Raw genomic sequence first — 22,061 nt, forward strand, 5'->3', positions numbered from 1 at the left:
GGGGCGGCAGGTCAGGTGCCATCGGTGGGGGAGGGGGCGGCCGTCGCCAGAGCGGAGGAGAGGTTGCGGCGCTTGAGGGCGCGCATCTCCACGACGAGCAGCACGCAGAGGTAGACCGTGATGCATACCTCTGCCGCCGCGTATGCGAGAAGGAGCCCCGCGGCTCCGAGGAGGGCCGTCAACGGGTAGGCGGCGCAAGCCAGGGTGATCAGGGCGGCGGTTCCTCCCGCGGCGACGGATCGGGTACGGCCCAGCAGCACCAGGGACGAGTTGCCGGTGATCGAGTTGAAGGCGATCGCCCCGAGCACCACCCCGACCGCTGTGGACTCCACTGGAGACAGCGTGATCTCACCCGCCGAGATGACCGGGGAAAGCGACCAGGTCACGATGGCAGATCCGATGGTGGTGACGACAGACAGGACGATTGTGCGGAGAACGCCTCGCCGGATCCGCATGGCCAGGGGGCTGGTGCCGCGGGGAATAGAGGTCTGCATGAATTGCAGGAACGGCGTCAGCGCTCTGTTCCCCCACCGGATGAACTTGTCCGCGAGGGCTACGACTACGCCGATGCCTTCTGAGGCTATGCCCGCCGCGAGGACGGGCAGACTCATCCTGGCGACCAGCACGAGACCGATCACGAATGCGCTGAATCCGGCACGCAGTTCCGTGAGCGCCTGAGTGAAGGTGGGATGGGCGTAGGCGACGCCCGCGCGGGCGAGCCTGCGCCGCATGACGACCACAGGGATGACGGCGGCGACGACGTTGGAGGTCAGGACCGCCGTCGAGTACAGCCAGGCCTCCGGGTGCAGGGCAAGTGCCGCGACGCCGAACAGTGGCACGATGGTGCGTGGAAGCGCGTCGTACCGCAGGAGGCCGCGCGGATCGTGGGCACTGATGTAGATCCACGCCCCGTTGAGCCCATTGACCATGCCTGCGGATGCCATCAGGGCGAAGTCGATTGGCGAGGCTGTGGGAATAAGGGCCGTGGCAAGCGCGATCGCCCCTGCCGCCGGCAGGCACAGCAGGAGTCGGGGCGGTATGGAGTCTAGGTAAAAACCGGGGCGGGCGCCGTCCTCCAGTGCTGAGGCACGCGCTAGGCCGACGGAGTTCCAGCCCCAGATGACGACGACCCGCGCCAGCTCTCCCAGGGCCTGGCCCAGGGCGATGCTCAACCAGACCGCCTGTCCTGCCACACCCAGGAGGATGGGGACGGCCACCATGGCGCTGATGCTCACCAGGAGGGGGGCGAGGGTGAACCCACTGACGTTTTTCAGTGCCGAACGCATGGGAGGGGTCAGGCGGATTCGGGGAAGTTCAGCCGGGACCGGCGCACCACCTCGGGCCGCACCCGGGTCAGCTGGTCGATCACGACGTTGCGCTGGTCGAGCCAGGAGCGGAGCACCGAGACAATGGCGTCTCCCATCCCCGGGCGGGGCTGGACGACGCCATCGGTGAGGCCCATCATCTCGTAGAGGCCCTCGACCTTTCCGGCGGTGGCCACAGTGACCACGGGGACGGAGTGCGTCATGGACATGATCGCCAGATGCATGCGTCCGGTCACGACGATGTCCGCATGTTGCACAAGCGCCTTGACTTGGGCCGGCCACAGCTGCTCGGTGACGAGGTGGTCCGTTGTGGCAGCGTAGCGCCGGAACACCGCAGACGAAGCCTGGAGGTCGTCGTCCCAGTCACGCAACACATGCGGCAGGACCAGGATCCTCAGGCCGCGCTCGTGCAGTTCTCGGAAGACTAGGTCATACTCGGTGGCCTGTGCGGAGAACTTCCGCCCCACCATCCCACTCACGTTGACGATGGCGACAGGCTGATCAGATGCGTCGAGCCATTGGGTGACGGCGTTCGGTAGGTCCTCGAGCGTTCCGTAGTCGAAGACGATGTCCGCCGCGTCCACGACCGGAGTTACGCCCGAGCTGACCAGACGCCGGTGCGATAACGGATCGCGTGCTATGAGACGTACCCCCTCCCGTGCGGCGTTCCGGGCGGCACGCACGACTGAACGCGGTGCGTCGTCGGACCAACTGAAGCCTAGGATTGTGGTCGGGACGCCCTGCGCGGCTGCCAGGCGCGCCAGGGAGAAGCGGGCGAGGGAGGCCGAAGGATGGCCTCCATCCATCGTGTCCGCTCCGGGAATCCAAAAACGGGCGGCACCGTCGAGCGCGCGGAGGAAGCGCCGGATGTCGGCCCCGCGGACGGGCGGCGGCGTCTTGAGGAGGTGAGGGACAGTGACGAGGGTCACGCGTCGGCGGTCGGCGTCGCGCAGCCGGAGCGCGTCGCCGTGGCTTACGAGGGCCACGATAGGACCCTGGGCGGTGGCGAGGATCATATCGAACATGGCTTGGTCGCCGATGTTCCCGCCCCCGGAGGGTGCCAGGAGCAGTGTATGGCCTGATGTCGAGGGCGCGACCGGGAACCGACGTCCGAGGAGTTTGTCGAACTGATGCAAAGCGGTCGCGTAGAGCGAGCTGGCCAGGACGTTTTTCCCGGTCTGACGGACCAGACGACGGGAACGGCTTTGGAATGACATGTTCCTCTTAAGAATGGGCGTGAGAGGGGGCGGGTAGCATGAGCGGTCGGGAGGCGGCCAGGAGCGTTCCCACCATCGGCTACAGTCTAACGTGAATTATGGAGACTCCATGACCTCTGTCCCCGTTGATCCGCAACGCCGCGGTGCCCCGCGAGCAAAGAGGTCGTTGTCCGAGCATCTGGTCTGGCTGGCCATGGCCACATTGCCCTTTCAGCGTGCCCTGACGATCGACGTGGGGGTTCCATTGAAGCTGAGCGAGATCTTTCTGGGCTTGGTGCTGGTCAGCCTTCCGTTCACCATCAGACGACGTCAACGCATCGTCGGCCTTCCAGCGGTTGTGGGTCTGGCGATGGTCGTAGTGTTGTCCACGCTGGTGGCGTACGCGGGGCCGCTCCCGCTGCAGCCGATCGGGGTCACGGATCTCCGCTTCGACACGGTGTTCTATGGAGTGTTCGCGGTAGTCACGCTTGTCTTCTGGTGGGCTGTGGCCACGCGGTCCGTCTCTGTGGTCGAGTCCGGGCTGCGGATGGGCGTCTGGCTCTGCCTGGCCGCGGTCGTCGTTCAGTTCGTGCTCTACACCAACGGACAGGTAGACCTCTTGGAGGCCATGAATTTTCAGACGGATCGGGCGACGCATGCTCTGGAAGGCGACGGCGAGACCGCCTCGCTGCGCACCGGCCCCTTCACCGAGGGGCAGCATCTCGGGTTCTTCGCGGGGGGCATGTTCTTCCTCAGCCTGCGCCGGCGTGAGTGGTTTACCGCGCTGGCAGCGCTCGGTAGTGTCTACTATTCCCAGTCAACCACCAGTTTCATCGCTGTCCTCGCAGGGGTCGCGCTCATCGGATTGCGCTCCTGGTCCGCACCGGGATTGCTGCGCACCGTCATCGTGGGAGGTGGAACGGCGATCGCCGTGTTGTCCTCGGACTCGGCTCGGGCGTTCGTCCGGTTCCAGGGGGCGAAGCTGGGTCTGGTCGACATGCCTGGAGGCGCGTTGACCCGTTCCATGGACCTTCGTGCGGCCAAGACGGAGATGGGCTTTCAGATGGCCCTGGACCACCCATTGGTGGGTCTGGGACCGGGACGCTTCGCCGGGCATTTCGCCGACTACGTAGACCGCAGCGCCGTAACCTTCCCCAACAACTACTTCACCGGGGAGTTTCGCCCGATTGTGGAAAACGCCTACGCCCAGATCGGTGCGGAACTAGGTCTGGTCGCCCTCGTTCTGTTCATCTGCCTTCTCGTGGCCGTAGGGTGGAATGTTCGGCGGTCCCCTGTGATGTCGGCACTGGCGCTGTTCCTTGCGGTCATGCTGTCCACCGCTTCGTCGTGGACCTTCATGCCCGCATGGGCCTTCCTGGCAGTCCTCTGCCTCAGGAGAGGCCAGCGGTTCGTGGCGTCGGCGCCTGTCGCATGACGGCGCGCGGGTGCCGCATGGACAGATGCCGCCGCTCAGTCGTGGTGCCGGATCGTCTCGGCAGTCGGGCGACGGGGGGAGCGCGCCACCCGGTAGCCCGCGGCGGGGTACCCCAAGGCGATGACACAGATGATGTCCTCCCGGACCGGGATGTCGGCCACCTCGCGCAGGCGTGCGCTCATGGCGTTGGACTTCGACCAGTTCAGCATGCACGCTCCGACCCCATGAGCGTGCAGCGCCCAGACGAACGACATTGCCACCAGGGCACCGTCGATCCACTTCTGATTGCGTTCGCCGGCGCCAGCGAAGAGCGTCGAATTCACCGTCACGACGGCAAGCTGTCCGACGGTTTGGCCGAATCCCATGTTGCCGCGCTGGAGGCGGAGGATGTGCTCGACGAGCTCGTCTTCGCAGTAGAGGTGAATGCGACCTGCCCGCCGGTTGCAGACCGAAGGAGATGTCATGGCGAGCTCCGCGGCATGGTCGAGGATCTCGTGGGGGACCGGACGAGAGCGGTCGAAGTTCCTCACACTGTGCCGTGAGAAGACGAAGGCCTCAACGGCCTCGCGATCGAGTGCGCGTAGTTCGGGTCCAAGCGGAGCGATCTCCTCGTCCACCACGCCCTCATCGTTCCAGCGGGACAGGGCCGCACGGGCTGACGTGACGTTCCGCACAAGGTCGTCGTCCATGGAGGCCGGATCCAGGAGGCCGTCGATGCGGTGCTCCAATGCACTGCCGAACGGCCGCTTGGGCGCGGGCATGGCAAGGCCCTTCTCAATTCGGTGGTAGTCCTTGATGAGCTGTGTGTCCCGGGAATGCGGCCGCAGGTCGCGGCCGAATCCGACCTCGGGTGTGGAGGAAAGGGCGATGCTGCGACGCATGTCAGCCGTGTGTTCGAGGACGGTCTGACCCTTCAGGGCGAACCGCATGAGGGGCAATCTCAGTCGGGAGGGCAGATGGCCGAGGGCGGATCTTACAAGTCGACGCATAGGCGACCTTCCGTTACGGGGGAGATGGGTGTCCCAGGCTCACGGCAGCTGATCGCCGAGCGTGATGACATCGAGGACGGTTCGTGTGCCAGTATATGAGCGCACCACTTGCTCTGAATACACGGTGCCCCTGTGACCTACCCCGCCCCCGCGACGATTCGACTACCGCCATGCGCCCGCGAGGAGAATGATGAAGATCTACATGCCGTCTCGAATACTGGATCGTCATGTGGGAGGAAATACCACATACGCCCGGCATATAGCCCAGGGGATGCGTGAGCGCGGTCATCAGGTGCTCTCCATGCCTGCGCACACGATGGCCCCGGTGACGGCACTTCTCGAGACCGGCTTTGGACTGCGCCGCGGTGGTGCCGAGGACGTGCTCCACTACGTGGCGGACACCGGTCCGCTGCTGGACACCCGGCGTCCTTCGGTGGTGACGGTTCACGGAGTCGCTTCGCGGTGGATCTCGACGGCGCGCACTCCACGGCAGGAGTGGACGTGGCGTACCCGGGTCTCCCGCGCCATCGCCGCGACCGACGCTGTGATTACGGTCTCCGAGTCCAGCGCTGACGACATTGCCGATGTATTCGGCCTCGACAGGTCCCGGATCACGTCGATCCCGCATGGAATCGACGTCGCCCACTTCTCCCGACCGGTGGTGATGTCGGACGCCGTCCGAGCCCGGGTCCCGAAGAACTTCGTCCTGTACCTGGGGAACCTGGAACCTCGGAAGAACGTGGTGAACCTCATCCGTGCGTTCGAATCCCCGGCCGTCAAGGCCCTCGGCGTCCCCTTGGTCATCGCTGGAAAGCCTGCATGGAATTATTCGCAGATCCTGAACGAGATCGAGGGTTCCTCCAACGTGATCGCGCTGGGGTTCGTCAGTGACGACGACCGTGTCGCGATGATGCAGAATTGCGCTCTGTTCGCCTTCCCAAGTCTGTACGAGGGCTTCGGGTTCCCCGTCCTCGAGGCGATGGCCGCCGGTGCCGCCGTGATCACGACCGACCGCGGCTCCCTGAAGGAGGTCGCAGGGCCGGCGTTGCTGTTCGATGGCGTCGATGAAGAAGCGATCCAGGCCGGTCTCCTCCACGCACTTGAGGACTCCCGGCGACGGGAGGAGTCGCGCGTGTCGGGCCTTACCTGGGCCAGCCAGTTCAGCTGGGGTCGAAGTGTCGCCCGCCACGAGGAAGTCTACCGGGCGGTGCTTTCCGCATGAGAATCCTAGTCCTCCACGGCTACAGTGCTGCCAACCTCGGTGATGGTCTCCTCGTTACGGAGACACTCGAGTTGCTGCACGAGGCGTTCGGAGCTGATGTGGACCTGACGATCGTCGCCTCTCACCCCGAGACCTTCAGCGCACTGCCCCATCGAGTCGTCGACTCGATGCCGCGGTGGAACGGCTATGCCCCCGCGTACCGTGCTGTCCTTCGCGAGATCGACGAGTTCGATCTCGTGGTCGCCGTCGGTGGCGGGTATCTGCGAGCCGGCCGGCCTGTCGAGGCATTGAAGACCTTGCTGGTGCATGGGCCACAGCTGCGCGCAGCGGCGCGCACGACCGCGCCGACCTTCTATATGCCTCAGAGCATCGGTCCAGCGCGTGGGGGGACTCGGTGGATCTTCGAGGCTCTTCTGCGCGCTGTGGACATGGTCCACGTCAGAGACGACCGCAGCCTCGAACAGTTCCGGCGGGCGCAGGTCCATCGGACCCCTGACCTTGCTGTCCTGGCCAGTGAACGATCCTGGCCTCAGGAGGACTCCGTCCCGGACCTCCATCCCGTCTTCAGCATCCGGGCCATTCACGGCAGCGTCCCGGAGGCCGTGATGGATCTAGCGCGGCGATTCGAGGGCGTGGGCTACGATACGTACATCCAGAGCCAGACGGGAACGGGGAACGACGACCGCGCAGCCACCGATCAGCTCTCTCCCCGACGTGTCATCGATCGTGCGGAACTGATGACCACAGGGGCAGGGCCAACACGCGTCGTCGTCGCGGTGCGGCTCCACGCTTCCCTTATGGCTCTGGCCGCTGGTCATTTCGTGGTCCATCTGGCGTACGAACGCAAGGGCTTCGGTGCTTTCAGTGATCTCGGAGTTCCGGATTTCGTTCACAATGTCAACGATTTCGACGTGGACCTCGTTTCTGAACAGATCGAACGGTTGCGCACTGATCCGGCGGCGCGTCGCGACTATGCACAAGCGCTTCATTCACGAGCCGCCCAGATGCCGGCCGTACGTGAGTCGTTGGTGGGCTCACTGCGCAGGGCGGCTGCATCCCGATGACCGACCGTCTGTCACCTTTGACCACCCCGCTTTCAGTTAAGCTTGGCGCCATAGGAAACCTGAGGAATTCGTCGTGCGCATACTCCATCTGACACAGTGCCCTGTGGCCGGCGTGCCCCATGCGATTGAGCGTTATGCGCGGGGCACCTCCGAAGTCCACGAGCATCACCTACTAGCGGTGCCCGAAGTGGACGTGGAAAAGTCGGCTTTCGCCAGTTTCATGCCCCTGCCGTCCGGGACCCTGGGACGTATCCGTGAGGTGGCTCGGGCAGTGAAGAAGATCCGGCCGGACGTCATCCACGCCCATTCGAGCTTCGCCGGGGGATACGCGCGTCTGGCGCCCGTCGCCGTGCCGATCGTCTATCAGCCCCATTGCTTCGCCTTCGACGATCCAGGGCGGCCCTGGGCCGTTAGGGGTGCCTATTGGGCCGCAGAGGTCCTACTCGGGGTCCGCAGCACCTTGACGGTGGCCTTGACGCCGCATGAGAGGGCTCTCGCTCGCAGCATCGGCCAGGGGCGCCGCACAGTGGAGGTACCCAATGTGTCGAACGTGGAGCCTCTCGGCGCCAGCGTCGTGCGGCGGCACGTCGGCAGGGCCCTGAGAGTGGCCATGATCGGCCGCATCGCACCCCAGAAGGACCCAGCGTTCTTCGCTGAGACCGCTCGCAACCTGGGTCTCAACGAGGGGCGGAACCCGGGAGTCGAGCTAGTGTGGATCGGGGGCGGAGACCCGCAGGACGAAGCCACGCTGCGCGACTCCGGGGTCACTGTGACCGGCTGGACCGATCGTGAGGGCGTCGCACGGCAGCTCGACGAGGCGGATCTGTACCTGCATTCCGCTGCATACGAGGGGTTTCCCCTGTCGGTGCTCGATGCTGCTGCCAGGAATGTGCCCGTGGTGGTCCGAGACATCTCGTGCTTCCGCGGATACGACATTCGCAAGGTCTCCTCGCCGAAGGAGGCGGCGGCGCTGTTGACCACTCTGACTGAAGACAGGTCGCCCCTCAATGCGATCGGCAGACAATCGGATGCCCTTCTGCAGCACATGAACCCGGCCTCTCAGAAGAACGCACTTTTGGACCTGTACAGTCGTGCCGTGGGGTCGGCAGCCTTGGGTAAGGAGCACTGAGATGAGCTGGATGGTGACCGGAGCGGCCGGATACATCGGATCACACGTTGCGCACACCCTGCATGGCAGGGGGCGGGAGGTCGTCGCCGTCGACAACCTCTCCACGGGGCACCGCGCGTTCGTTCCGGAGGGCGCGGTGTGGGTTGCGTGCGACGTGCGGGACGCACGACAGTTGACGGAGGTCATGCGCCATCATGACGTAACGGGTGTCATCCACTTGGCCGGCTTTAAGTACGCGGGTCTGTCGGTGAAGGAGCCCCTGCGGGCCTATCAGGACAACGTCCACGGAACGATGGGTCTGCTGCAGGCCATGACTGACGCTGAGGTCCGCATGCTCGTCTTCTCATCTTCTGCGGCGACGTACGGTACACCGAGCGAAGAGGTCGTCACCGAGCGCACCCCGGTGCGACCGGAATCCCCGTACGGAGAGTCGAAGCTGATCGGGGAGTGGTTGATCGCCGATCAGGGGCGTGCCACAGGGCTGCGGCACACCTCGCTGCGCTACTTCAATGTCGTCGGTGCTGGCCGTCGCGAGGTGGCCGACACCAGCCCCCACAACCTCTTCCCTCGCATCTTCTCGGCTTTGGACCAGGGACGCTCCCCGAAGATCTTCGGCACGGACTACCCCACCTCCGACGGGACGTGCGTTCGTGACTACGTCCACGTCCAGGATCTCGCCGACGTGCACGTCGCGGCCGCAGACTGTCTGGAGGCCGGAATCGAGCTCGACCCTATCTACAACATCGGTTCAGGTACGGGGACGTCCGTGGCGGAGATCATGTCTGTGATGAAGAAGGTGACGGGGATCCCCTTCGATGCCGAGGTCTGTCCTCGGCGACCCGGCGATCCCTCCCGCATCGTCGCAGACGGTGCCGCCGCGCGACGTGACCTCGGCTGGGCCATGTCTCACTCGTTGGAGGAGATGGCGGCCTCCTCATGGGATGCGTGGAGGAGATTCCACCGCTGAGAGGCGTCAGAGGCACGCCACATTGACGCAGCGGGATCACCCGGCCGTGCGCTTACTCTCTTGGCGCAGGTGCGACGCGGCCCTCATGATCTGGGGTAGGTTCCTGAGGAACTTCTTCCAACGGGCCGTTCGCGCCTTCATACGATGCACACGCGAGGCGTTCTCCAGGGAGAGATCGCGTTTCACAAGAAGCTCAGCGGAAGGGAAAGCCGCGTGCCACAGGAGACGGGGCCAGTGTCTCAGTGGTGCCCGTCGGATGGCGTCCAGCCAGAGGACCGTGGGATGCTCCAGATGTTGATAGAGCAGCCACTCGTGGGAGGCCGGTCCGAGATCCGGGGTGATGCTCTCGGGAGCTTGCTCGGCGAAGAAGGAGGAGAGCGCGCGTGCCGCATCCAGGGTCTGGGCGAGGTCGTTCAGTGCATGCCAGTCGTCGACGTCGAGCACGGATGCCAGATGCGTCAGCTCCCTTTGGGCGCGCTTCTCCCAGGGTGTCCTGAGCCCATTGAGCATCAGGAGCATCGCATGGGCGATTCGTGACGGGACTGGGACGGGGACATGGGCTATCTCGAGTGCGTCGCGTTCCTCCCACAGGCGCTCGAACGCCTCCTCGGGGTCCGCTTCGATGCCCGGGACCCGGCGGTGGAGATCTATGTCCACGGGCCAGCCGTCGTGCAGCAGAGTCCGCGCGTGGACAAGACCAACGCCCAGATCACCTCCGGAGGGTCGGTCTCTCCAGCCGTGTGCGGCCAGGGCCTGGACGACGGCGTCTTCTCCCCCCGGCTCGATGAGAACATCAACATCGGACGACCGATTGCGCACCCGCAGATTCATGCCATGGGCGATGGGGCCCTTGAAGAAGAGTCCCCTTCCCCCGACGTCGACGAGCGTCTGGGCCACCACACCATGCGCCAACTCCACCGCGACATCAAGCGGCAGTCGAACCTCGACGGTGTGTTCGGAGGAAATTGAGGGCGTGTTCATGGTGTCAGGACCGGCCTGCAACGTCCTGCTGCTGACTTGCAGTGTAGTAGGTGGCCCCGTAGTACTGGTAGGCGCTCGCGGCGGTGCCCGACGCTGGGACGCGGTTGAGCACCGCGCCGAGAACCTCTCCATCGATTTTGCGGATGCTTGAGACGGCCTTGCTGAACTCGTCGTACGTGGTGCGACCGGCGCTGACGACCAGGAGGCATCCGTCGAATCGGCGGGCAAGGATGGCCGCGTCCGTGACAGGTAGGAGAGGCGGTGCATCGATGATGACTAGGGCGTCCTCGGCGAGGGCGTTGATGAGGTCGTTGAAACGGTCGGATGCGAGGATCTCAGATGGGTTCGGCGGAATGGGGCCCGACGCGAGCACTTGAAGCGACGGTCGATTCCCCACCGTCTGGAGCGCGTCAGCCAGTTCGACGCGTCCCAGGACTACGTCTGTGAGACCCACGGTAGAGATCAAGCCGAAGTTCTCTGCGACGACGGGGCGACGGAGGTCGCCGTCCACGAGGACAACCCGCTGGCCGGACTCGGCGACGGTGACGGCCAGGTTGGCCGCCACCGTGGACTTCCCTTCACCCGGGTGCGCCGAGGTGACCGTGACGATGCTCACGGCTTCGTCCGGACGGAGAAACTGCAGGTTGGTTCGCAGCTCTTTGAACGACTCGGTGAGCCGGAAGCTATCTTGATGCTGTTTCGGCGACGTCTCACCGTCGACACGGCCAGCCAGGTTAATGACGTCGCCGCCATCGCGGCGGCGTCGGTTTCTCGCGGAACGGGTGGACTCCGGAACCGTGCCGAGGATGGTCAGGCCGAACCGGCTCTCCAGAGCAGCCGCAGATCGGATCTTGTTGTCCAGCACATGCCGGACGACGGCGACGCCGAGTCCCGCGAGCAACCCCAAGGCGCCGCCGATGGAGAGGGCGAGTGGCAAATTGGGACTGGAGGGGGCGGAAGGGAGGGAGGCGTCGGAGAGCGTTTCGAGCGAGATGATGGACTGGCCTGCGATGCCCCCGGCCTCTACCTCGGTCGCCTGTGCCTCAAGTGCCCCTAGCCATGCGGAGGCCAGCTGCTGGGCACGTTCCGGTGAGGAATCCTCTGCACGGACGACGATTTGGGCGCTGCCGCTCGTGGAGGCCACCTCGACATTCCTCAGCGCCTCACCGGAACTCAGGTCGAAAGGGAGTTCCTCCACCGCCTTGTCCGAAACGGCGCGGGACTCTCCCAGCAGCGCGTATTGCTGGGCCTTTGATTTGGCCAGGTTGTCCGCTGTGAGGGCGACACCGAGGCTCTCACTGTTGCCCACCACCACCAGCGCGTTAGCTGTAGAGGCGTACCGAGGGTTCTGCGTCAGGACCCAGAGTCCGGCCAGCAGGACGCCGATGAGCGGCGCAGCAACGAGGATCATCCAGTGCCTCTGGAGCATTGACATGGCCTTGGAGAGGCTCATGACGGGGGGCGCTGGTGCCATGGGCGATTCTGTGGTCACAGGGGGTCCTTCGAAGCGGAGACGAAATGGTCGAACTGTGGGCTGGGCATGGCCAGGAACATGGCATGCCCTCTACGTGCATCGAGAATTCGTTCGTCCTTAGTGTAGGTGACGCTGAGCAGGTCAGTGCCGTTGACGTCGTCTCACTGGAGATTCACTCGATCAAACCTAGTCGTCTCAAAGCGCAGACCTGGGCGAGGACTTGCCGGGTGGACGGCGCATCGGCAAATGATCCTGCCGCGGCCAGACGCTCGCGGATCTCACGGGCCGTCGTCGTGCCGAGCGCCTCCCGCCAAACGCTGAGGCTGGGCTCGTGCAACCGATATGCGGATGAGGGATCAGGGGCTACATAGACCTCATCGGGGGACACCTCTACCCACGGGACTCGGACGGCGCGGATGCAGGTGTCCGGAGTCAGCGGACGATGCTGGTTTCCGGTCACTGCGGCCCCTCGCCCCGCCGCCACTGGCCGGAACCGGGCCGGGCCCACAGCCCGAGCCGCTGGCGGCGGTCCAGGGTGCGGTCCACGCCGCGCGGGCCGGAGGGGCGGTGCTGCTCGCGGCCCCCGCGCTCGCTCTCCACCGGGGGAGCGCCGGCCTGCAGCTGGTGGATGACGGCGGTCAGCGCGGCCATCTCCTCCGGCTCCAGGTGGGCGCCGGAGATCTGCACGGCCTCCTGCGTCTCCTCGGCGGCGGTGGTGTCCGCGTCGAAGCGCTCCGGGTTCTGCTCGGTGCTCACAGCGGCATGTTCCCGTGCTTCTTGGCGGGCCGGGCTTCGCGCTTGTGCAGGGTGGCCCGCAGCGCCTTGAGCAGGTTCACGCGGGTGTGGGACGGCGGGATGACGGCGTCCACGTAGCCGAGCTCGGCGGCCTGGTAGGGATTGAGCAGCTCGGCCTCGTAGTCCTGCACCAGCTGGGCGCGCGTGGCCTCCACGTCCTCGCCGGCCTCGGCCGCGGCGGCCAGGTCCCTGCGGTAGAGGATGTTGACGGCGCCCTGCGGTCCCATCACGCCGATCTGCGCGGACGGCCACGCCAGGTTCAGGTCCGCGCCGAGCTTCTTGGAGCCCATCACGATGTACGCGCCGCCGAAGGCCTTGCGGGTGATCACGGTCAGCTTCGGCACGGTGGCCTCGGCGTAGGCGAAGATCAGCTTCGCGCCGCGGCGGATGATGCCGTTGAACTCCTGGTCCGTGCCGGGCAGGAAGCCGGGGACGTCCACGAAGGTGAGGATGGGGATGTTGAAGGCGTCGCAGAACCGGACGAAGCGGGCGGCCTTCTCCGAGGCGGCGATGTCCAGGGTGCCGGCGAACTGCATCGGCTGGTTGGCCACCACGCCCACGGACATGCCGTCCATGCGCGCCAGACCGGTGATCACGTTCGGCGCGTAGAGCTCCTGCAGCTGCAGGATGTGGCCGTCGTCCACCACGGAGCCGATCACGTCCAGCATGTCGTACGGCTGGTTGGCCGAGTCCGGGACGAGGGTGTCCAGCTCCTCGTCCTCCTCGGTGACCTCCAGGTCCGCCGGGGCCGGGAAGACGGGGGCCTCGGCGAGGTTGTTCGACGGCAGGAACTCGAGCAGCTCCTGCACGTAGGAGATGGCGTCCTCCTCGGACTCGGCCATGTAGTGGGCGGTGCCGGAGGTGGTGGAGTGCGAGTGCGCGCCGCCGAGGGTCTCCATGTCCACGTCCTCGCCGGTGACGGTCTTGATGACGTCCGGGCCGGTGATGAACATGTGGGAGGTCTTGTCCACCATGACCACCACGTCCGTCAGGGCGGGGGAGTAGGCGGCGCCGCCGGCGGAGGGGCCCATGATCAGGGAGATCTGCGGGACCACGCCGGAGGCGAGCACGTTGGCGCGGAAGATGTCCGCGAACTGGGCCAGGGACGCCGCGCCCTCCTGGATGCGGGCGCCGCCGCCGTCCAGGATGCCGACCACGGGGCAGCCGTTGCGGGCGGCGAACTGCTGGACCTTCACGATCTTCTGGCCGTTGCGCTCGGACAGCGAGCCGCCGAACACGGTGAAGTCCTGCGAGTACACGGCCACCTGGCGGCCGTCCACGGTGCCGAAGCCTGCCACCACGCCGTCGCCGGCCGGATGCTTGGCGTCCATGCCGAACGCGGTGGTGCGGTGCACGGCCAGGGCGTCGAGCTCCACGAACGAGCCCTCGTCCAGGAGCATCTCGATGCGCTCGCGGGCGGTGCCCTTGCCGCGGGAGTGCTGGCGCTCGACGGCGGCCTCCCCGCTGGGGGCCTGCGTCTTCTCGAGGCGCTGATGCAGGTCCTCGAGGCGGCCGGCCGTGGTGGTCAGGTCCGGTGAGGTCACGGATGCTCTCCTTGCGACGGTGCGTTCTCGTGCGTCCTGCGGCGGATTGCAGGGTTCGGACAATCCCTCCTGGTCCAGAAGGCTGGCCGGAACTGCCGCAATTCGCCAGTCTAGGCATGCGCCGCGTCGTCGTCGGCTTGGAGGAAACCTCCAAAACACCGGCCGGACTCTGCAGGAGCCGTGCAGGGCACTGCGGTATAGGTAGAGGTCATGACCGAGATGATCTGGCTCGAGACCGTGGACTCCACGCAGGACGAGCTGCTGCGCAGGCTCGCCCCCGGCGGCCCCGGGCTTCCCGACGGCGGCGCCCTCGCCTCCGCGGACCAGCGCGCCGGCCGTGGGCGTCAGGGGCGTACGTGGACGACTCCGCCCGGCACGGCCCTCGCCTTGACCGTCCACCTGACCCCGGCGGCCTGGCGGCCGCCGGTCGGCGTGCAGCACTACTCCTGGCTCTCGCTCGTGGTGGCCTCTGCGGTGGTGGACGTCGTCCGGGAGCTCGGTGTCCCGGCCCACCTGAAGTGGCCCAACGACGTGCTGGTGGCGGACGGCCGGAAGCTGTGCGGCGTGCTCGCCGCGGTCACCCCCGGCGGGGGCGTGGCCGTCGGCATGGGCGTGAACGTGGACCACCGCGCCGGCGTCCCCGTGGAGACCGCCACCGCACTCTCGGACTGGATGCCTGCCGAGGAGCTTCCCACCCCCCGGGACCTGGCCGCCCGCATCCACGCGGCGGTCCTGGACCGGGTCCGCGGCTGGGCCGCCGCCCTGCCCGCCGACGGCGGGGTGGTGGACGGCACGCACGGGTGCGTGGCCGGCGTCGTGGACCATCTGTCCACGCTGGGACGGCAGGTGCGGGCCGAGCTGCCCGGTGGAGAGGTGCTCGAGGGGGAGGCCGTCGGACTCGGCCCCGGCGGGACCCTGCGTGTGGCATTCGCCACGGGGGGCCATGAGAAGATGGCGGTGCGTGAGATCAGCGCAGGGGACGTGGTCCACCTGCGCGGAGACGTCCGCCGTGCGCACTGACCGCCGCCTGGCGGCGTGCCCGCCCGCGCAGACATGAAGGAGGGGCGATGCGACTCGAGGAGAACGAGCACGTCGTGATCCGCACGCGCGCCCACCCGCGCCAGCTGCTCGGCGCCGGCGCCGTCCTGGTCCTCACCGCCGCCGCCCTGGCCTTCGTGGTGGGCTGGCTGGAACGGCCGGACCTTGCCGCGCCGTTGGCGCAGTACGTGACGCCGCTGCGTGCGGCCGCCATGGTGATCGCCGCCCTCGTGGTGCTGCTGGGGACTGTCCGCCCGCTGTGGCGGTGGGCCACTCGCACCGTGGTGCTCACCTCGGACCGCCTGGTGCAGTCCGGCCCCCTCGGAGGCGGGGAGCGGTCCATGCCGCTGCTGAGCATCGCCGCCGTGGAGCAGCGCCGCCGCGGCTCCGGCGCCGGGGACCTGCACGTCACCTTCCAGGATGCCTTCCAGCAGGTCTACTGGCGCCTGACGAACGTCCCGGAGATCGAGCGCTTCGAGGCCGCCATGGCGGACGAGACCGTCTCTGCCCGCCGCCGGAGCGAGCGCGCCTGGGCCGCCGTCCCGCGCCACGCCGCCGGAACGCACACCGGAAGGTGGGGCCGGTGACCGACCACATGCCGCGCGACCGCGACGCGCTCCCGCAGAACCCCGGCTGGACCACCGCCATGCGGACCCTGGACGCCGGGCTCGTGGTGGGCCCGCGCAGGTACACCCGCGAGGAGGCCGCCGAGCGGCTCGGCATACCCGCCGAGTCCGCCCGCCCCATCTGGCAGTCCCTCGGCTTCTCCCACGTGCCCGAGGGCGAGAAGGTCTTCACCGCCGCGGACCTCGAGTCCTTCGAGGTCATCCTGTCCCTCGTCCGCCGCGGCGTGCTCACCGAGGCCACCGCAGGCTCCCTGGCCCGCTCGATCGGCCAGATGACGGACCGCATGGTGGTGTGGCAGATCGAGGCCCTCGTGGAGGACCGCGTGGCCTCCGGGATGTCCGACCCGGAGGCCCGCCGCGAGGTGGTGGACATGCTCCCGGAGCTCATCACCCCGCTGGAGAAGGTCATGCAGACCGTCTACCGGCGCCAGCTGAACAACGCCGTCCAGCGCCTCACGGTCAACGTGGAAGCCGGGCTGGCCGCCTCCGAGCGGGGCCGAGACGGCTCCGAGGACGACGCCCCGCTCCCGCTGGCCCGCGCCGTCGGCTTCGCGGACATGGTCTCCTACACCTCCATGTCCCGGACCATGGACGAGCGGACCCTGGCCCGCATGGTCCAGCGCTTCGAGGCCAGGGCCGCGGACATCATCACGGCCGAGGGCGGCTGGCTGGTCAAGACCATCGGAGACGAGGTCCTCTTCAACGCCGAGACCCCCGAGGTCGGCGCAAGGATCGCCCTGCACCTGGCCCGCGCCATGTCCGAGGACCCGGTGCTGCCGGCGGCCCGCGTGGCCCTCACCTGGGGACGCGTGCTCTCCCGCCTCGGAGACATCTACGGCCCCACCGTCAACCTGGCCGCACGGCTGACGGTGCTGGCCGATCCGGGCACCGTCCTGGTGGACTCTCTCACCGCCGCCGCCCTGGCCCGGGACGACCGCTTCGTCCTGGTCCCGCAGCCGCCGCAGATCGTGCGCGGCTTCGGGGAGATCCGACCCTCCATGCTGCTGGCCGCGTCCGCCGACGGCCTCGACTTCGACCGATGAGGATGCATGACCGACTCCACTGACCAGACGTCCCCACAGCATCCGCTGGTGGCCGCCCGCACGGACGTCGGCGCCGTCCGCGAGCTCAACGAAGACTCCTACACCGTCCTCACCGACCCCGTGTTCCTGGCCGCCGTCGCAGACGGCATGGGCGGCCATGCCGCCGGCGAGGTGGCCTCCGCCGCCGCCGTGCGTGCCCTCGACGACGGCCTCGCACGCCTGGCCGAGGTCGAGGGCGGCCCGTCCCTCGAGGGTCTCGGCGAGCTCGTGCACGCCGCCCACCAGGCGGTGCTCGAGCAGGGCCCGGACGGCTCCGGCACCACCCTCACCCTGCTGGCCGCTCTCGACCCCGCGGAGGGGCGCTGGGCCGTGGCCAACGTCGGCGACTCCCGCGTCTACCGCCGCCCGGCGGGCTCCCCGGTGCTGCAGCAGCTCACGGTGGACCACTCCGCCGTGCAGATGCTCGTGGACGCCGGCGAGCTCACACCGGATGAGGCCCGCGTGCACCCGCGCCGCAACGTCATCACCCGCGCCCTCGGCACCACCGAGCAGCTCGTCGTGGACGTGGGCGAGGTCCACGCCGTGCCCGGAGACCGCTTCCTGCTCTGCTCGGACGGCCTGACCGGCGAGCTGCTGGACGAGGAGATCCTCGCCCTGCTCGAGGACAACACGGACCCACAGTCCGCCGTGGACGCCCTCGTCCAGGCCGCCCTCTGGCGCGGCGGCCGGGACAACGTCACCGTGGTGCTCGTGCAGATCCCCGAGGACGCCGAGGCCGCCGCAGAGGCGGAGCCGACCGCCGACTGAGCAGGGCGCCGCCGGCGGTGTCCGCCCCGCCCGTTCACTAGGCTGGGGCCGTGACTGCCCAGAAGGAACCCCACGCCGAGTCCGCCGTGCCCGCCGACACCGCCGCCGAGGCGCATGTATCGGACGCCGAGGACACCCCGCAGGCCTCCCTGCGCGAGGAGTACCAGGAGCTGGTGGAGCAGGTGCGCGCCGCCCGCACTGCCTACTACCAGAAGGACGCCCCCGAGCTCTCCGACGCCGAGTACGACCGGCTCTACCGGCGCCTCGAGGACCTCGAGACCCTCCACCCGGAGATCGTGGCCAACGACTCGCCGACCCAGGAGGTCGGCGGCGAGGCCTCCGAGGCCTTCGCCCCCGTCACCCACGGCGCCCGCATGTACTCCCTCGAGGACCTCTTCTCCGAGAGCGAGCTCGAGGTCTGGTTCCGCCGCACCGCCGAGGCTGTGGCGGCCGCCCGCCCCGGTGCCGAGCCGCGCTGGCTCGTGGAGGTCAAGATCGACGGGCTCGCCGTCAACCTGCGCTACCAGAACGGCGTGCTCACCCGGGCAGCCACCCGCGGCGACGGCGTGACCGGCGAGGACGTCACCCACAACGTCCGCACCATCGGCTCCATCCCGCAGCGCCTGGAGGGCGAGGGCTGGCCGGAGGACCTCGAGGTCCGCGGCGAGGTCTTCATGTCCTCCGCGGACTTCCGCGCTCTCAACGACTCCCGCGCCGAGGACGGCAAGGCCCCCTTCGCCAACCCGCGCAACGCCGCCGCCGGCTCGCTGCGCCAGAAGGACCCCAAGGTCACCGCCGCCCGCCCGCTGAGCATGTTCGTCCACGGCATCGGCGCCCACTCCGGCCTGGACCTGTCCAGCCAGGGCGAGACCTATGAGGCGCTCGCCGGCTGGGGTCTGCCCACCAGCCCGTACACCCGTACCGTGACCGGGCTCGGGGACACGGCCCTGCAGGGCATCCTCGAGGTCATCGCCGAGTACGGCCGGCGCCGCCACGAGCTGGTGCATGAGATCGACGGCATCGTGGTGAAGGCGGACGACTTCGCGGACCAGCGGGCCCTGGGCCACACCTCCCGCGTGCCCCGCTGGGCCGCCGCCTACAAGTACCCGCCGGAGGAGGTCCACACGAAGCTGCTGGACATCCAGGTCTCCGTGGGCCGCACCGGGCGGGTGACCCCGTACGCGGTGATGGAGCCGGCCACGGTCGCCGGGTCCACCGTCTCCATGGCCACCCTGCACAACCAGGACGTGGTCAAGGCCAAGGGCGTGCTCATCGGGGACACGGTGGTGCTGCGCAAGGCCGGCGACGTCATCCCCGAGGTGGTTGGCCCCGTGCTGCCGCTCCGTGAGAAGGCCGAGGCCGCCGGCGAGGAGCTGCGCGAGTTCGTCATGCCCGCCGAGTGCCCGTCCTGCGGCACCGCCCTGGCCCCGGCCAAGGAGGGGGACGTGGACCTGCGCTGCCCGAACTCCCTGACCTGCCCGGCCCAGCTGGCCGGCCGCATGGAGCACCTCGCCTCCCGCGGCGCCTTCGACGTGGAGGCGCTCGGCGAGGAGGCCGCCGTCTGGCTCACCACCGGTCCCGGCCCGGACCCGGCAGGGCAGGAGGGCGTGGTCACCCCGGAGGGTGCCGGCGTGCTCACCTCCACCGCCCAGGTCTTCGACCTCGCCACCGGGACCCCGGAGGAGATCACCGGACCCCGCGGCGAGGACGGCCTGACGGACCTGCAGCGCTCGCTCGGCGACGTCCGGGTCTGGCGGGAGAAGCGCACCAAGGTGGACGGGAAGTTCGTGCCGTCCGGCGTGTGGGAGCTCAAGCCGGCGTTCTTCACCCAGGGCTCCGCGAAGAAGCCGTCCGCGCCGACCGCCAACACCCTGCGCCTGTTCGAGGAGCTTCAGAAGGCCAAGTCCCAGCCGCTGTGGCGGGTGCTCGTGGCGCTGTCCATCCGGCACGTCGGCCCCACCGCCGCCCGCTCCCTGGCCGTGGCCTTCGGCTCCATGGACGCGCTGCGCGAGGTGGCGGAGGCGAAGGACGTCGAGCGCCTGTCCGAGACGGACGGCGTCGGACCGATCATCGCCGAGGCGGTGGTGGAGTGGTTCGCCGTGCCGGAGCACGTGGCGATCGTGGAGGCCTGGGCCGCCGCCGGCGTGCGCATGGAGGACGAGCAGGACGAGTCCACCCCGCGCACCCTGGAGGGAGTGACCGTGGTGGTCACCGGCACCCTGGAGGACTTCAGCCGCGACTCTGCCAAGGAGGCCATCCTGGTCCGCGGCGGCAAGGCCTCCGGCTCCGTGTCCAAGAAGACCCATTTCCTGGTGGCCGGCGCCTCCGCCGGCTCCAAGCTGGACAAGGCCGAGTCCCTCGGCGTCCCCGTGCTGGACGAGGACGGCTTCAAGCGACTGCTCGCCGAAGGACCCGAGGCCTTCGCCGAAGAGGCCGTGGACGGCGACGAGGGCGCTGACGCCAAGGAGGGCGCTGCGTCCGAGGGTGCGGAGGAGGACAGGTGAGCGCCGCCGTCACCCCCGCCGGACTGCTCGCCGTCGCCCGGGCCGCCGCCCGTGCCGGCGCCGCCGTGCTCAACGAGCGCTGGACCGCCGTACACCCGGCGACCCCGCTGACCGCGGCCTCACTGGGCGCGGAGACGAAGTCCTCCGGCTCGGACTGGGTCACCGACTTCGACCGCCGCGCCGAGGATGCCGTGCGCGCGGTGATCTCGGGCTACCGGCCGCAGGACGAGATCACCGGTGAGGAGTACGGGGCCACGGTCCCGGACGATCCCACCGGGTACCGCTGGTCCATCGACCCGCTGGACGGCACCACCAACTTCATCCGCGGCATCCCCCAGTTCTGCACGTCCGTGGCGGTCTGGGGACCGGACGGCCACGGGGAGGGGCGCTGGCTGGCGGGGGCCGTCGTCGCCCCGGCGCTCGGCCGCACCTGGTACGCGCACGCCGGCGGCGGCGCGCACTCCACCGTGGACGCGACGACGGCCGCCTCCGCCCGCGAGGACCGTGACGCTCCCGTGCGGCTCACCGGCCCCGTGCCGGGCCGCTCGGGGCGGCTGATCGCCACCGGCTTCGGCTACGACGCCGAACGCCGCGCCCGCCAGGTCCAGGCGCTCGCCGCGGTGTTCGCAGAGTTCGGGGACGTCCGCCGCATCGGCTCGGCCGCCCTGGACCTGTGCATGGTCGCGGACGGCACCCTGGACGCCTACGCGGAGTACGGCACCCAGGAGTACGACTGGGCGGCCGGTGCCCTGATCGCCGAGGAGGCCGGCGTGCCCGTGGTGCGCCCGGCCCACCCCGACGGCGACGCCCACCCGGACTGGATGCTGGCCGGCGACCTCGGCGGGCTGGAGACGACCCTGCGGACGGCGATGGCATGAGGAGACTGTTCGGACAGCCCTGGTACTACCCAGTGGTCTTCGTCTGCTTCGGCCTGGCCTTCGCGGGCTGGGGCGCGATCGACGGCAACATCTGGCTCGTGATCCCCGGACTGCTGATCGCCGCCTTCGGCGTCTGGTACTGGCCGGCCATGAAGGTCTCCTCCCGCCCGGCCTCCGGCGTCGAGGAACATGTGGCGAACGGGGGAGTGGTGCTCTACTGGCGCCCCGGTTGCCAGTTCTGCCTCAAGCTCATCCGGAGCCTGAGCGCACAGGAGCGGGACACCGCCTACTGGGTCAACGTCTGGACCGACGAGCAGGGCCGCGCCCAGCTCTGGGAGGCCCACGAACGCCGCACGGGCGTGCTCGAGGGCCGGCCGGACGAGACCGTCCCCACCGCCGTCAGCCGCCGCCAGGCGGTGGTGGTCACCGGTGAGAAGAACATCGCACGCCTGCGCCAGATGCTGCAGGCGGCCGCACGGAGGAGGGGCGCATGAGCTCAGACGAGCAGCAGGCCACGCCGACCACGTCCACCGGGGGTGCGGACAACGAAGGGCGGACGGCCGTCGTCGTGCGTCCGATCACCGAGGCGGACTACGCCTGTGTGGCGGAGCTGACCGAGCAGGCCTACGTCCAGGGCGGGCACGTGAAGCCGGACGACGCCTACCTGCCCAAGCTCCGCGACGTGGCCACCCGCGCCGCCGAGGCCGAGGTGCTCGTGGCCGAGGTCCCCGTGGACGGCCGGCCCCGCGTGGCCGGCTCCGTGGTGCTCGCCCCGCACGGCCACCCCTGGGCCGAGGTCGCCTACGAGGACGAGTTCGAGTTCCGCATGCTCGCCGTGCACCCGGACCTGCACCGCCGCGGTGTGGCCCGAGCCCTGGTGGAGGCCGTGATCGAGCGGGCGAGGCAGACTGAGGGCGTGCGCGCCGTGGTGCTGTCCACGGTGCTCTCCATGCGTGGGGCACAGCGGCTCTACACCGCCTACGGATTCGAGCACGTGCCGAGCCGGGACTGGATGCTCTCCGAGGTCATCCCCGGGATCCCGCC

The 22,061-nt window shown here is 68.6% G+C and carries 20 protein-coding genes; 13 read left to right on the forward strand and 7 right to left on the reverse strand.

The features are described from left to right. Window positions 1-11: 11 nt before the first annotated feature. Together MLY01S_RS00665 and MLY01S_RS00670 are read right to left on the reverse strand one after the other, a co-directional pair. Window positions 12-1,235, reverse strand: a complete 1,224-nt coding sequence (locus MLY01S_RS00665; protein WP_135103239.1) for a hypothetical protein — start codon at window positions 1,233-1,235, stop codon at window positions 12-14. A 59-nt stretch (window positions 1,236-1,294) separates the two neighbouring features. Continuing rightward, the gene (locus MLY01S_RS00670) at window positions 1,295-2,542 is read right to left on the reverse strand and encodes a polysaccharide pyruvyl transferase family protein (protein WP_067188232.1); all 1,248 of its coding nucleotides are present in this window, start codon (window positions 2,540-2,542) and stop codon (window positions 1,295-1,297) included. A gap of 109 nt (window positions 2,543-2,651) precedes the next feature. Between MLY01S_RS00670 and MLY01S_RS00675 the strand changes: the two genes are divergently transcribed. Beyond that, the gene (locus MLY01S_RS00675) at window positions 2,652-3,956 is read left to right on the forward strand and encodes an O-antigen ligase family protein (RefSeq protein ID WP_082739477.1); all 1,305 of its coding nucleotides are present in this window, start codon (window positions 2,652-2,654) and stop codon (window positions 3,954-3,956) included. Window positions 3,957-3,991: 35 nt separating this feature from the next. Here the strand turns inward: MLY01S_RS00675 and MLY01S_RS00680 are convergent, their stop codons facing one another. Beyond that, window positions 3,992-4,885, reverse strand: a complete 894-nt coding sequence (locus MLY01S_RS00680) for a nitroreductase family protein (protein ID WP_067188238.1) — start codon at window positions 4,883-4,885, stop codon at window positions 3,992-3,994. A gap of 247 nt (window positions 4,886-5,132) precedes the next feature. Here MLY01S_RS00680 and MLY01S_RS00685 point away from each other — a divergent pair, with 247 nt between their 5' ends. The 4 genes from MLY01S_RS00685 (at window position 5,133) to galE (ending at window position 9,327) form a co-directional block, all read left to right on the forward strand. Then, complete coding sequence (locus MLY01S_RS00685) at window positions 5,133-6,167, forward strand: glycosyltransferase family 4 protein (RefSeq protein WP_209279928.1); 1,035 nt, start codon at window positions 5,133-5,135, stop codon at window positions 6,165-6,167. Next, on the forward strand, window positions 6,164-7,231 hold the full coding sequence (locus MLY01S_RS00690; protein ID WP_067188241.1) for a polysaccharide pyruvyl transferase family protein: 1,068 nt from the start codon (window positions 6,164-6,166) through the stop codon (window positions 7,229-7,231). Before MLY01S_RS00685 ends, MLY01S_RS00690 begins: the two co-directional genes overlap by 4 nt. A gap of 73 nt (window positions 7,232-7,304) precedes the next feature. Then, window positions 7,305-8,360: a glycosyltransferase gene (locus MLY01S_RS00695; RefSeq protein WP_067188243.1), complete on the forward strand. Its 1,056-nt coding sequence runs from the start codon at window positions 7,305-7,307 to the stop codon at window positions 8,358-8,360. Between the two features lies 1 nt (window position 8,361). Then, window positions 8,362-9,327 (forward strand): UDP-glucose 4-epimerase GalE, encoded by a 966-nt coding sequence (gene galE, locus MLY01S_RS00700; RefSeq protein ID WP_067188245.1) that lies wholly within the window; start codon window positions 8,362-8,364, stop codon window positions 9,325-9,327. Between the two features lie 36 nt (window positions 9,328-9,363). On the opposite strand, the gene MLY01S_RS11955 is transcribed toward galE, so the two are convergent. The 4 genes from MLY01S_RS11955 to MLY01S_RS00725 form a co-directional block, all read right to left on the reverse strand. Then, complete coding sequence (locus MLY01S_RS11955; RefSeq protein WP_167635487.1) at window positions 9,364-10,308, reverse strand: nucleotidyltransferase family protein; 945 nt, start codon at window positions 10,306-10,308, stop codon at window positions 9,364-9,366. Window positions 10,309-10,312: 4 nt separating this feature from the next. Further along, window positions 10,313-11,761, reverse strand: coding sequence for a polysaccharide biosynthesis tyrosine autokinase (locus MLY01S_RS00715; protein WP_067188253.1), 1,449 nt, complete (start codon window positions 11,759-11,761; stop codon window positions 10,313-10,315). A gap of 477 nt (window positions 11,762-12,238) precedes the next feature. Further along, the gene (locus MLY01S_RS00720; RefSeq protein WP_245232056.1) at window positions 12,239-12,538 is read right to left on the reverse strand and encodes an acyl-CoA carboxylase subunit epsilon; all 300 of its coding nucleotides are present in this window, start codon (window positions 12,536-12,538) and stop codon (window positions 12,239-12,241) included. Beyond that, window positions 12,535-14,121, reverse strand: a complete 1,587-nt coding sequence (locus tag MLY01S_RS00725) for an acyl-CoA carboxylase subunit beta (RefSeq protein WP_067188256.1) — start codon at window positions 14,119-14,121, stop codon at window positions 12,535-12,537. The genes MLY01S_RS00720 and MLY01S_RS00725 overlap by 4 nt, the downstream gene beginning before the upstream one ends. Window positions 14,122-14,331: 210 nt before the next feature. Between MLY01S_RS00725 and MLY01S_RS00730 the strand changes: the two genes are divergently transcribed. The 8 genes from MLY01S_RS00730 to MLY01S_RS00765 form a co-directional block, all read left to right on the forward strand. Continuing rightward, window positions 14,332-15,141 (forward strand): biotin--[acetyl-CoA-carboxylase] ligase, encoded by an 810-nt coding sequence (locus tag MLY01S_RS00730; protein ID WP_067188259.1) that lies wholly within the window; start codon window positions 14,332-14,334, stop codon window positions 15,139-15,141. Between the two features lie 47 nt (window positions 15,142-15,188). Further along, window positions 15,189-15,746 carry a PH domain-containing protein gene (locus tag MLY01S_RS00735; protein ID WP_067188261.1) on the forward strand — a complete coding sequence of 186 codons (558 nt, stop codon included), beginning with the start codon at window positions 15,189-15,191 and terminating at the stop codon, window positions 15,744-15,746. 8 nt (window positions 15,747-15,754) lie between these two features. Then, the gene (locus tag MLY01S_RS00740) at window positions 15,755-16,828 is read left to right on the forward strand and encodes an adenylate/guanylate cyclase domain-containing protein (RefSeq protein WP_082739487.1); all 1,074 of its coding nucleotides are present in this window, start codon (window positions 15,755-15,757) and stop codon (window positions 16,826-16,828) included. Window positions 16,829-16,834: 6 nt separating this feature from the next. Beyond that, complete coding sequence (locus tag MLY01S_RS00745; protein ID WP_067188266.1) at window positions 16,835-17,635, forward strand: PP2C family protein-serine/threonine phosphatase; 801 nt, start codon at window positions 16,835-16,837, stop codon at window positions 17,633-17,635. An 86-nt stretch (window positions 17,636-17,721) separates the two neighbouring features. Further along, a complete protein-coding gene (ligA, locus tag MLY01S_RS00750) occupies window positions 17,722-20,139 on the forward strand; it encodes an NAD-dependent DNA ligase LigA (RefSeq protein WP_067188351.1) in 2,418 nt (805 codons plus the stop codon). Then, complete coding sequence (locus MLY01S_RS00755; RefSeq protein WP_067188269.1) at window positions 20,136-21,017, forward strand: inositol monophosphatase family protein; 882 nt, start codon at window positions 20,136-20,138, stop codon at window positions 21,015-21,017. The genes ligA and MLY01S_RS00755 overlap by 4 nt, the downstream gene beginning before the upstream one ends. Beyond that, window positions 21,014-21,511 carry a glutaredoxin family protein gene (locus MLY01S_RS00760; RefSeq protein WP_070638844.1) on the forward strand — a complete coding sequence of 166 codons (498 nt, stop codon included), beginning with the start codon at window positions 21,014-21,016 and terminating at the stop codon, window positions 21,509-21,511. Before MLY01S_RS00755 ends, MLY01S_RS00760 begins: the two co-directional genes overlap by 4 nt. Further along, a partial coding sequence (locus tag MLY01S_RS00765) for a GNAT family N-acetyltransferase (protein WP_082739482.1) occupies window positions 21,508-22,061 on the forward strand: 554 nt, incomplete at its 3' end. The genes MLY01S_RS00760 and MLY01S_RS00765, both read left to right, overlap by 4 nt.

This window comes from Micrococcus lylae NBRC 15355, from assembly GCF_001570885.1.
In the GTDB taxonomy this organism is placed as follows: Bacteria; Actinomycetota; Actinomycetes; order Actinomycetales; family Micrococcaceae; genus Micrococcus; species Micrococcus lylae.

Excerpts from the sequence above, each read along its gene's own strand:
- MLY01S_RS00760 (WP_070638844.1), top strand. The coding sequence starts at position 21,014 with ATGAGGAGACTGTTCGGACAGCCCTGGTACTACCCAGTGGTCTTCGTC.
- MLY01S_RS00685 (WP_209279928.1), top strand. The coding sequence starts at position 5,133 with ATGATGAAGATCTACATGCCGTCTCGAATACTGGATCGTCATGTGGGA.
- MLY01S_RS00735 (WP_067188261.1), top strand. The coding sequence starts at position 15,189 with ATGCGACTCGAGGAGAACGAGCACGTCGTGATCCGCACGCGCGCCCAC.
- galE (WP_067188245.1), top strand. The coding sequence starts at position 8,362 with ATGAGCTGGATGGTGACCGGAGCGGCCGGATACATCGGATCACACGTT.
- MLY01S_RS00745 (WP_067188266.1), top strand. The coding sequence starts at position 16,835 with ATGACCGACTCCACTGACCAGACGTCCCCACAGCATCCGCTGGTGGCC.
- MLY01S_RS00730 (WP_067188259.1), top strand. The coding sequence starts at position 14,332 with ATGACCGAGATGATCTGGCTCGAGACCGTGGACTCCACGCAGGACGAG.
- MLY01S_RS00680 (WP_067188238.1), bottom strand. The coding sequence starts at position 4,885 with ATGCGGTTCGCCCTGAAGGGTCAGACCGTCCTCGAACACACGGCTGAC.
- MLY01S_RS00740 (WP_082739487.1), top strand. The coding sequence starts at position 15,755 with ATGCCGCGCGACCGCGACGCGCTCCCGCAGAACCCCGGCTGGACCACC.
- MLY01S_RS00690 (WP_067188241.1), top strand. The coding sequence starts at position 6,164 with ATGAGAATCCTAGTCCTCCACGGCTACAGTGCTGCCAACCTCGGTGAT.
- MLY01S_RS00715 (WP_067188253.1), bottom strand. The coding sequence starts at position 11,761 with ATGAGCCTCTCCAAGGCCATGTCAATGCTCCAGAGGCACTGGATGATC.
- MLY01S_RS00670 (WP_067188232.1), bottom strand. The coding sequence starts at position 2,542 with ATGTCATTCCAAAGCCGTTCCCGTCGTCTGGTCCGTCAGACCGGGAAA.
- MLY01S_RS11955 (WP_167635487.1), bottom strand. The coding sequence starts at position 10,308 with ATGAACACGCCCTCAATTTCCTCCGAACACACCGTCGAGGTTCGACTG.
- MLY01S_RS00675 (WP_082739477.1), top strand. The coding sequence starts at position 2,652 with ATGACCTCTGTCCCCGTTGATCCGCAACGCCGCGGTGCCCCGCGAGCA.